The organism is Gammaproteobacteria bacterium, assembly GCA_013001575.1.
Lineage (GTDB): Bacteria > Pseudomonadota > Gammaproteobacteria > Steroidobacterales > JABDMI01 > JABDMI01.
The window spans coordinates 15,800-27,206 of record JABDMI010000051.1 but is presented as its reverse complement, the minus strand read 5'-3'; the positions used below and the strand labels follow the sequence as shown (position 1 = coordinate 27,206).

The following is an 11,407-nucleotide window of genomic DNA, read 5'->3' as shown; positions in this document are numbered from 1 at the left end:
TTTGTTTGCCATCAATTACCGGACCGGCAGTCCACTCCTTTTGGTCAAGCTTAAGTAATTCAGATTGCAGTTTCTGCAGTTCTACCTGATCGCTGGCACACATACCGCTGGAATTATCACGTCCACTCTGGCTGTTGGTCTTGAATAAATTCAGTGGCAATTTTATGTAAGGATGCGGTGATGCAGCGACTTCTTCGATGGCAGCAAGCGGGCATTCGATAATGTCATCAATTGAGACATTCTCATCCATAATGCGGTTCACGAACGAGGTATTCGCACCATTTTCCAATAAACGCCTGACCAGGTAGGGCAACAGATCTTCATGCGAACCAACCGGGGCATACACACGGCATGGAAAATCCAGTTTGTCTTTATCAATGACTTCGGCATACAACTCATCGCCCATGCCATGCAAGCGTTGGAACTCGAAGCGTTTATCACCACCCGACATCTCGATTACAGATGCCAAAGTATGTGCATTGTGCGTGGCGAATTGCGGATAAAACTGGTCTCTGGCATTTAATAAAAACCGGGCACATGCAAGATAGGCAACATCGGTTGAGGCTTTGCGTGTGTACACGGGAAAATCGGGCAATCCCTCTTCCTGGGCGCGCTTGATCTCGGTATCCCAGTAAGCCCCTTTGACCAGACGCACAGGCATTTTACGACCGACTTCTTGCACCAGTTGCTGTAACCATTCCAATTGGCGCAAGGCACGTTTTTGATAACCCTGCACGGCCAAACCAAATCCTTGCCAGCCCTGCAATTTGGGAGAACGATACACCCGTTCGATAACTTCAAGCGAAAGTTCCAGCCGATCAGCCTCTTCCGCGTCGATAGTCAGGGCGATTCCAGCGGCTTTGGCTTTTTCTGCCAACATTAGAACGTTTGGTACCAGCTCTTGCAGGTTGCGTGCGCGACTCGCAAACTCATAACGTGGATGCAAGGCCGATAACTTGACCGAAATACTGTCGATAGAAAATATGTGATCCGGATCGCTGTTGTCGTCCTGTGTGTGCGCACCGATAATTTCTATAGCACCAACATAGGCCTCAAGATAACGTTTGGCGTCACTCGCAGTTAGTGCAGCCTCTCCCAGCATGTCAAACGAATAACGATATGCCCGGTTCTCTTTTTTGCCCGAGCGTTCCAGGGCCTCTTGAATGGTGCGCCCCATGACAAACTGATGACCCATGATCTTCATCGCTTGTTTGATTGCGGTTCGAATAACCGGCTCACCGGTTCTGGACACCATGCGTCCCAACAATGAGCCTGGATCTTCAAATGATTTAGGATCGGGTTTAATCACTTTACCGGTTAACATCAAGCCCCAGGTAGAAGCATTTACAAACCACGAATCACTGGTGCCCAAATACTGATCCCAATTTGCCTCGCTGAGCTTATCCCGGATCAGTTTGTCTGCCGTGTGACTGTCAGGAATTCGCAACAAGGCCTCCGCCAAACACATAAGAATGATGCCCTCTTCTGAAGACAGATCGTACTGCTGCAAAAACGCCTCGATGCCGGATTTTTTAGATTGATTTTTTCTTACCGCATCAACCAATAAACGAGCACGCGCTTGCACCCGTTGCCGGGCACTGTCCGGCAATTTGGCCAGAGCCATCATTTCATTAACGACTTCGGTTTCTTTTTTATGATAATAAGCGCTCATTTGCACCATGCTTGAGTTAAATTCTGGAGCATCGGGTGAAAACACGAATGAACGCGGATTCGAATTTGCGGATGACATGGCTGGCCTTGTATAAGTTTATTGTTTACATCAAGACATCCGATGTATTAATCAGGTAATGTCGGCTATATATTGTGCCTAACCCATTTTGAGGGCCGGGTGTGGCATTATAGAAAATTGCTTACCCGGCAGAAAGCACTGCGCTAAAACGCTTGTTTAGATTTCAATTACGGCGGATAATTAATTGATACCACGGAGATAAAAAATGCAAAAACGCCAAGTGTCAAATTTCAAACTCTTGTTTAATTTATGCCTGATTACACTGTTTTTTACCCTGCTTAATGCATGTGCCAACTTTTCAATTAACCAATATGACACAGGTTCTCAAGATATGAACAAGTCTACTCATTATGGCCTGGTGATCCATGGCGGAGCCGGAACCATTACCCGGAAAAACCTGAGTCCGGAAAAAGAGTCCGCACTCCGCGCAAAATTAAGCGAGGCCATTCAAGCCGGATACAAGACTCTGAATGACGGTGGCAGCAGTATTGATGCGGTAAGCGCAACTATAGTCATTCTGGAGAACAGTCCGCTGTTCAATGCCGGCAAGGGTGCAGTGTTCACCTCGGAACAAACCCATGAACTTGATGCGTCTCTGATGGATGGTCGCGATCTGAATGCTGGTGCGATCACATCGGTGAAAAATGTGAAAAACCCCATTCTTTTAGCTGAACAAGTTATGTTGAATTCCAGGCATGTCATGCTGTCTGGCAAAGGTGCTGAAGAATTTGCCAAACAACAAAACCTGGAGCTGGTGGAGAACGCGTACTTTTCCACGGATTTTCGTTTACAACAATTGCATAAGGCAAAACTGCGAGAGAAACAACACAACAGTTCAGATCACCCTATGGAATTCGATGATGAAATACTGGATGAACAATCGCAGGACCCCGAGCATAAATTTGGTACTGTTGGTGCGGTGGCTATAGACAAGAACGGTAATCTTGCGGCAGGCACCTCTACCGGCGGCATGACCAATAAACGCTTTGGTCGCATCGGGGACTCGCCGGTGATCGGGGCTGGCACTTACGCAGACAATCGCAGTTGTGCAGTCAGCGCTACCGGGCATGGTGAATATTTTATTCGTTACGCGGTAGCCCACGATGTATGTGCGCGAGTCATGCATGGCAAAAAGTCATTGCAACAAGCCGCTGATGAGGTGATCATGCAAGACTTGCTTAAGGCAAATGGTAGTGGCGGTATTGTTGCGATCGATAAAAATGGTAACTTTGTGCTGACGTTTAATACCGAGGGCATGTACCGTGGTTATAAATTCAGTGACGTGAACGAAAAAATACAGATATATAAAATGTAGTCTTTTATTTAATCTTTGTATTTTAGTTTGCGCAGACGTTTGCGTTGGTGCTTGTCGGGTCGAACTTCTTCCCTAGGTCTGGCAACGCGTTCAGCACGACGCAAATCGCTTTGCATCATGCGCTTGGCTAAACTGTCTTCGGTTTCTGTATACATTGTCTGCGCTTCTTTTGCAGGACCGCGACGAGCTGGAATCCCGCAAACCTGCACTTGCCAGGTTTCCTGAGACCGGGTGATTTGAAGCACATCGTCAGTTTTCACTGCATGCGAAGCTTTCACACGAGCACCATTAACATGCACTTTGCCGCCAAGCACGGCTTCTGTTGCCAGTTTGCGAGTTTTAAAAAAGCGCGTCATCCAGCACCATTTATCCACCCGTAACTTTTCGTTATTGTCTTGCATAGGCTAAGCATTATAAGTGACACGGGCTGATATAATAAGCGCTTGATCAAATGCCCGGAATTTTTATGAAACACGCCCTCTTGCAACGTCTTGGTTCTGATACCGAGGCACTCAAAGCCCAAGGTTTATTCAAGCACGAACGCATTATCACCAGTGCCCAGCAAGCGGCTATTCAGGTAAAAGCGAATGGTGAGCCACAAGAAGTCATTAATTTCTGTGCAAACAATTATCTCGGATTGGCCAATCATCCCGAGTTATTGGCAACTGCCAAACAAGCCATCGACAAGCATGGTTACGGGATGGCATCGGTGCGATTTATTTGTGGCACCCAGGATATCCATAAACAACTGGAACAGCGCCTTAGTCAGTTTCTGGAAACCGAAGATACCATTTTGTATCCATCGTGTTTTGACGCAAACGGCGGACTGTTTGAAGCCATACTTGGCAAAGAAGATGCGATTATTTCGGATGCCTTGAATCATGCCAGCATTATTGACGGTGTACGCCTGTGTAAGGCACAACGCTTTCGCTATCAGTCCAACGATATGGCCGATCTAGAAAAACAGTTAATCGCTGCCAAAGATGCACGCACGCGCCTGATCGCTACCGATGGGGTTTTTTCTATGGACGGAACCATTGCCAACTTACCTGCCATTATCGAACTGGCTAAAAAATACGACGCCTTAACCATGATCGATGATTGTCATGCCACTGGATTTATTGGCGCAAATGGCAAAGGCACCCCCGAGTATCACGATGTACTTGGGCAGATCGATATCATTACTGGCACGCTGGGTAAGGCGCTGGGTGGCGCATCGGGTGGTTACACCTCCGGACGCAAAGAAGTGATTGCATGGCTGCGTCAGCGCTCAAGACCCTATTTATTCTCAAATACAGTTGCCCCGGTTATCGCGGCCACATCAATAAAAGTACTCGACTTGCTTGAATCATCCAGTGACCTGCGGGAAAAACTGAAAAGTAATAGCGATTACTTTCGCAAAGCCATGACCAAACTGGGTTTTGATCTGGTCCCGGGCGAGCACCCGATCATTCCGGTCATGCTTGGCGATGCAAAACTTGCTTCAGGCATGGCGGATAAATTACTTGATGAAGGCATATATGTGATCGGGTTTTCTTTTCCCGTAGTGCCCAAAGGTGCTGCTCGCATCCGAACCCAGATGTCTGCCGGTCACGACAAATCGCATCTGGACAAAGCCATTGCTGCTTTTGCCAAAGTCGGACGAGAACTGGGAGTGATCGATTGATGGCCGGCATTGAACCACAAAGCATGCAGGCTTTGGTTAAAGCGCAGTCGGCGCCTGGCCTGGAATTACACAAAGTTCCAGTGCCCGAGTACGGCCCAAATGATGTCATGATCAAAATCCATAAAACGGCAATCTGTGGTACCGATCTGCATATTTTTAACTGGGATGAATGGGCTCAAGCCACAATACCGGTTCCCATGGTGGTTGGTCACGAATACGTCGGTAAAGTGGTCGCGGTGGGTAAGGAAGTCACGGGTCTGGAAATTGGGGATCGGGTTTCCGGAGAAGGCCATCTCACCTGTGGACACTGCAGGAATTGTCGGGCCGGCAAACGCCATTTGTGCATGAATTCTGTTGGCGTAGGTGTCAACCGTCCCGGTTGTTTTGCTGAATACCTGGTCATCCCGGCAGGCAATGCCTTTAAAATTCACCCGGCTATTTCAGATGACATTGCCTCCATGCTCGATCCCTTGGGAAATGCCACGCATACCGCTTTGTCTTACGACATGGTCGGCGAAGATGTGTTGATCACGGGTGCTGGCCCGATCGGTGTGATGGCCTGCGCTATTGCCAAATACGCCGGCGCACGCCACATTGTGTGTACCGATGTGAATGATTTCCGACTCAATCTGGCCAAGCAAGCCGGCGCTACTCGTATAGTCAATGTCGCTAATGAAGACATCATGCAAGTGATGCCCGAGCTGGGCATGACCGAAGGCTTTGATGTTGGCCTGGAAATGTCGGGTAATGCGAATGCCCTAAAGAGCATGTTCAAAGCCATGCATCACGGTGGGCGCGTGGCTTTACTGGGTATTCCCCCCTCGGAAGTGGCGATCGACTGGAATGAAATTATCTTTAAAGGACTGATCTTAAAAGGAATTTACGGTCGTGAAATGTTTGAGACCTGGTACAAAATGTCAGCCATGTTACAAAATGGGCTGGATGTGTCGATGGTCATCACTCATCACTTTAAGTACCAGGATTTCCAAACAGCTTTTGATATATTGAACACCGGTCAATCTGGCAAGGTCATATTGGACTGGAGTTAAGCCGATGATTTTTTAGGTAACAAAAAAGGGAGCATGTACTCCCTTTTTTATTAATGACAAAATTTGCTTACAAACCACCCGGACCACAATCGTTTTTCAGAAAGTCGATTAATCCTTCATATAGTTTTAATTGATTTTCATAGGAAAAGTCACCAAAGTGATCTTCGCCCTCAAGCTCAATATATTTATATGATGTCTTATCATTTTTTTCCAATGCTGAGATATATTTCTGCACATTCTTAATCGGAACACGCTGATCAACAGAACCATGGATTAACAAAACGGGCACATTAACTTTATCAACCTCGTTTACAGGCGAAACTGCCGTCGACCAAGTCGTATTTTGCTCAATTTCTGTAGCACCCCTATACCATTCCTCTCTTTTAGCAAGATTATTTTGATAAATCGGATCTGACACTGCAGCTCCAGCCATTACGCATTGATAAATTTGATCATCTCGCGAAGCTGCAACCAATGCTGCATAACCTCCATAAGACCAACCGTACATTGCAACTCGATCTTTATCGACAAGACCTTGTTTTATAAGATGTAACGCTCCATCATCTTTATCATCTTGCATTTTCCTACCAGCTTCACTTCCATTTATAAAAGCTGATTTATAAAAATCTAACCCTCGATTTCGCGACCCTCTAAATTCAGGCTCAAATACCATATAGCCATTATTTGCAAACATCTGTCCCCATTCATCGTAACTTGGAATAACACTTACATATGGGCCGCCATGCGGCATTACTACCAACGGGAATGGCCCTTTGCCTTGGGGAATTGTCAAATAACCACGCAACTCTTCTCCGTGACGAGACTTATAAGATATCATTTTCACTTCAGCCAGTTTTTCTTTATCTAATAGTGGCTGAGAACTTCCCACAACACTTAATTTACCATCCTTCAACAAATAGTGAGTACCCGGATCCTTAGGGCCAACGTTGAATATTGTAAGAGAATTCCCATCTCTGGATCTGCTGGTTATATAAGTCTCATGAGAGAATGGAATTATACTTTCCAACTGCTTATAGGTTGCATCTTCAATTTCGTCGAAATATTCATAGTGAGTTTTATCAGTTTTATAACTTACTGCAACTATGTCAGAACTATTCCAAAAATTACTATCCCTACGTACACCACTTACATCTACATCTTTGCGAGCATATACCAACTCGCCGAACTGCCTTTTAGTTAAATCAAACTCCCACAAACCCATTGTATTTCGGCCATTATGGGCATTCACAAACATGATATTTTCATTTTCCGGATCTTGACCGAGAACACTAAACTCCTCAAAACTGTTTTCATTTTGTCGATATATCTCTACCCAGTTTTTAGTATTTGGTTTACGATAATAGAGAATCCATTCACTACTTGTTTTATCCCAGCCATAGGATAATACCGGATTACCATATCTATCAAACCTGACACGACTTCTCTCGCCACTGCCCTTCATTACTAATGATTTTCTACCTGTATTAACATCTAATTTATAAAAGCTTGGCAGTTCAAATGCAGAAGCTGCACGACTTCCTGTACTTCCAGCCTGAAGTGTTATCAGTACCTTGTTTGGCTCATCAGGCAACAAACTGACAATTCCTACACCGTTTTCCTTGAATTCTTTAATTTTCTTAGTTTTTAAATCAAGTTTTGCTAATTTTCCTCTAAATGCACCTCTATTAAAACCGCTAATTTTATTTGAAACTTGTTGCTGAAGAGAGAGAACAATGCTCGAATCACTCAACCAAGACGCACCTTTAATTTCCATTGGGTCTGCATTCACACGAAACGGTTCTGAGTTTAAATTACCCGCATCATAAATTTCTACAATAGTTTTTGCATTTTTACTCGGCACTTTACGTAGAAGAAGTTTTTTACCATCTGGAGATAAGCTCACACCACTTATCACAGGGCGTAAGGCAAAATATTCCAATGGATATGGCTCACTGGCATGCAGGATGACAGTGCCTAACGATAGTTGAAGAAAAAGAAAAATTTTAACCAGGTTATTCATGATATTTCCGTAATAGACAATTAAAAATCTGTGTGTTGAATCACATACGTATTAGCTTTGAGTAAGTGAATTCATGGTAGTTCAACCTAATTAATAATATTACCATTTTTCACATATCTGATGGTGTAATCTCGAATTTTTGCAATAAAAAAAGCCCCATGATTACTCATGGGGCTTTAATTTTTTGCTATTTGATACTAATCAAATCAGTAATTAGAAATCAAATTTACCGCCAAGGTTGATAAAGAAGGTTCTGCCATTCAAGTCATAACCATAACCGATCGGGGTATTATTTGTAGCCAGTACTTGTGCGCTATCAACAAGTGGAGGGGCTTTACCAAAGATATTACTTACGCCACCACCAATCGTATATTGGTCACCTCTATAGAACAGTGACAGACTGTGGGTTAGGTAAGAGCCGGCAAAGTTCACATCTTTACACAACAAGTCGTCTTGCGATGGTCCAAAGCAGGTGCTGGAAAGACCATTGATGTCAGAGTATTCATCACCGAATTGCTCTACTTCGCCAATATAACGAGTACCCCAAGTCAGGCGATATTCATTGAATTCGGCACGCAGGCTCAAGTTACCTTGCCAGTTCGGGAAACCGAACCGACCATCAAACTCGGTAACTTCTTCAATACGATCACCATTGCCATCAATTTCCGATTCAACCAGTTTGTTGTTGATTGTACGGTTGAGGTTCAAGTCGGCGCCGAAATCAAAGGCACGCTCAAATAGTGTAAGTGGTTTATCGAACGAAATATTCACATCCAAACCTTCTGTAGACTCGAGGTCACGGTTGAGAAATGCGCCGTTCAGTAGATCAATTACCAGATCGCCATCCGCATCCGGGGCACGTGCAATACGCGTACAATCCGGGCTGTCGCCTTCACGATCAAAGTAACAACTGTTGACAATTCCCTGGCCACTTGGCTCAACAATGGTGTCTTCAATGTCGATACCGTAGTAAGTCATACCCAGGCTCATGTCAAAGGCATCAAACCATGGCTGATCAAAAGCAAAGCCGACCGAGAATGAATCCGAGGTTTCGGATTTCAGGCCAGCAGCACCACCACGAGAAATTTCAACGCTATATGAACTGAACCCACCCAAATACAAAGCTGTTGGATCTACGCCGTTAGCAAGACAGTTCGCTAAAACTTCTGGGCGACGCTGGTCGTTAGCGGGCAAATAGGTTTCCGTCAACGTATCATAGGCATCGTCCGGGATAACACATGGATCAGAGATCGTGTTAAATCCGGTTTGACCGGCCAAGAAAGTTTCACGCAAGTTTGGCGCACGATAAGAGGTGCCCACCGTACCTCTTAATAGCAATGAATCTACCGGACGATAACCTAACTTCGCAGAATAAGTGGTATCACTATCATGCACTTCATCCTGGGTATAGGCCGCAGATAAGTTCAAATTTAACTCTTTTGCTAATTGCTTGTTTGCAAGTAAAGGAAGATCAATCTCAGCATAAGTTTCTTTGGTGTACTTGTCTCCAACTGCACCGGAATCCGAGAAAAAGCCGAAAAATAATCCGTCACGAGCGACATCATCCGGGATAGACGCAATTTTGTCATCGCGATAAGCAAAACCGATACCACCTTGTGCGGTGCCACCAGGCAGATCAAACAAGCTTCCATCCAAGAATATCGAACCAATCGTTTGCTCATATTTAGTACGGAAATCACGGGTGTCGAACAAGAAATCACGCTCGGCCTGAGTGGCAAAATCACCCACTACGCCTTCATATAAAGATGGTGCAAAGAAATTCACTGGCACACAGCCGTCGCTACCATTGCCGCAAGTCACAGAACCGTCAGGATTGATCACTGAAGTCTGAGAAGTTAAGTCAATACGATCCTGACGGATACCCGGACGTGATGCGGTACCATCGGCTTCGGTGTGGGTAACCGCTACTTCAAATTTCCAGTCGTTATTGCCACCGATCGGCAATTGTGGAAGATCTCCACGTACACCGGCAACCACACGGGTTTGCTCCAGCACGCTGGTTACCTGGGTACGGTCACCACGCACACTGGCGATCGGTCTGGCCTCAAGAGGACCAGATGCACCGTAAAAACCCAGACCAAAAGCGGCAGGAGGCACGCCATAAACAGCTGCAAAATCACTGATTACATTCGGGTTTTGGAAGAAAGCATCATACGCCAGTCCACAATCCACGCCGAAACCATTCGGGTTACACGGGTTGTACGGGTTGTTTGCATCGATCCAAGGAAATAATTGGAAAGCCCCGGAATCAGCAAACGTTTCACGTTCGTTGTACATGACTTCTACAAACGGGGTCAGGTTCATGTCACCTTCCAAGGTGTATTCACCATAGCCCATGACACTGGTACGTTCTACTTCCGGATAAAGTGAAGCAAATTGCTCACGACCGTTAATAATATGATTCTGGAAATCGACGTCAGTAACACCATCGCCATCCGCATCAATATTCACACCAAAGATGCCACTCTCGCTCCAGTCAGCTAATGCATTACCTTGACCTGGAGTATAGTAAATTGAACCGAATCCACCAAAAGGCAAACCTGCCCCTACCTGGAATCGTCCAGCCAGGCCTTGACGTTTACATGGACTTGGACCCTGACCATTAAACACCTGATCATCAAAACCAACCGTGCGGATATTGCCGGCCTGGTCTATCTCATAATGCTTATTACACTCATCAGTCCATTCACGATCGGCCAAGGTTACTTCGGTAGATTTGTAGTACTCAGCACCAATCCCGAAAAAACCACGGTCGTAGTTTTTACCGTAGGTGGCACTGATTGTGTAATCTTCTCCATTGGATTGCTCAGGAATATTTCCGATCAACTCAAGCTCAAGACCGTCAAAATCTTTTTTCATGATGACGTTTACAACACCGGCAACCGCATCAGAACCGTAGACAGAGGATGCACCATCGAGCAGGAACTCATAACGTTGCACCAGTCCACCAGGAATCAGGTTCAAATCAGGAGCTGAAGGCGCACCTTCCACACCGGAAGGAGCGACACGGCGACCATTGATCAGGATCAAGGTTCGAGCAGCACCCAAACCACGTAAGCTGGCCGTTGATGACCCAGGACCGTTATCAAGTACGAATCCCTGGAAAGTCAGATCGATCTGTTGACCGGTAGCACTGGTTGACTCTTGCAAAATATCCGATGCGTCGATCAAGCCGACCTCACGTGTTGCTTCGGTATCCAATACTTGCAATGGTGAAATACTGGTAAAGCTGGTTTTTCTTAAACGTGAACCGGTAACGACAACCTCTTCAGTATCGTCGTCTACGTCATCCTCAACTTGTACTTCTGCGTCTTCTACTGCGTCTTCTTGGGCAAAAGCAGGAACTGATGCCATAGAAAATGCAAGTAAGAAAGCAATTAAAGCAAGGCTTTTTTCTTTCAAGTTACTCATGTAATGATCCCCAAATGGTGATTTGAATGCTAAAAAAAATTGTTGAAATGAAATTTAAATCTACCGAATTTTAATTTTTATAAATCGTGTTTCATGTGGATTGATAAGCATTTCATTATCAATTGTTACAATATTGCCACATTTATGTCTTTCGAGCAACATACTGTATATCTTA

The 11,407-nt window shown here is 45.2% G+C and carries 7 protein-coding genes; 3 read left to right on the top strand and 4 right to left on the bottom strand.

Annotation, left to right across the window (positions count from 1 at the left end):
• Window positions 1-1,750 (bottom strand): bifunctional proline dehydrogenase/L-glutamate gamma-semialdehyde dehydrogenase PutA (putA, locus tag HKN88_04995; protein NNC97409.1); only part of this gene is annotated, 1,750 nt, incomplete at its 3' end.
• A gap of 331 nt (window positions 1,751-2,081) precedes the next feature.
• On the opposite strand from putA, the gene HKN88_04990 reads away from it, so the two are divergent.
• Window positions 2,082-3,065 (top strand): isoaspartyl peptidase/L-asparaginase, encoded by a 984-nt coding sequence (locus HKN88_04990; protein ID NNC97408.1) that lies wholly within the window; start codon window positions 2,082-2,084, stop codon window positions 3,063-3,065.
• An 8-nt stretch (window positions 3,066-3,073) separates the two neighbouring features.
• On the opposite strand, the gene HKN88_04985 is transcribed toward HKN88_04990, so the two are convergent.
• Window positions 3,074-3,466 (bottom strand): RNA-binding protein, encoded by a 393-nt coding sequence (locus HKN88_04985; GenBank protein NNC97407.1) that lies wholly within the window; start codon window positions 3,464-3,466, stop codon window positions 3,074-3,076.
• Window positions 3,467-3,531: 65 nt separating this feature from the next.
• Here HKN88_04985 and HKN88_04980 point away from each other — a divergent pair, with 65 nt between their 5' ends.
• Both HKN88_04980 and tdh read left to right on the top strand, forming a co-directional pair.
• Window positions 3,532-4,731, top strand: a complete 1,200-nt coding sequence (locus tag HKN88_04980) for a glycine C-acetyltransferase (protein NNC97406.1) — start codon at window positions 3,532-3,534, stop codon at window positions 4,729-4,731.
• Window positions 4,732-4,754: 23 nt separating this feature from the next.
• Window positions 4,755-5,780: an L-threonine 3-dehydrogenase gene (tdh, locus tag HKN88_04975; GenBank protein ID NNC97405.1), complete on the top strand. Its 1,026-nt coding sequence runs from the start codon at window positions 4,755-4,757 to the stop codon at window positions 5,778-5,780.
• A gap of 67 nt (window positions 5,781-5,847) precedes the next feature.
• On the opposite strand, the gene HKN88_04970 is transcribed toward tdh, so the two are convergent.
• Both HKN88_04970 and HKN88_04965 read right to left on the bottom strand, forming a co-directional pair.
• Window positions 5,848-7,800, bottom strand: a complete 1,953-nt coding sequence (locus tag HKN88_04970; GenBank protein NNC97404.1) for a S9 family peptidase — start codon at window positions 7,798-7,800, stop codon at window positions 5,848-5,850.
• Window positions 7,801-8,013: 213 nt separating this feature from the next.
• Complete coding sequence (locus HKN88_04965; GenBank protein ID NNC97403.1) at window positions 8,014-11,232, bottom strand: TonB-dependent receptor; 3,219 nt, start codon at window positions 11,230-11,232, stop codon at window positions 8,014-8,016.
• Window positions 11,233-11,407: the final 175 nt, after the last annotated feature.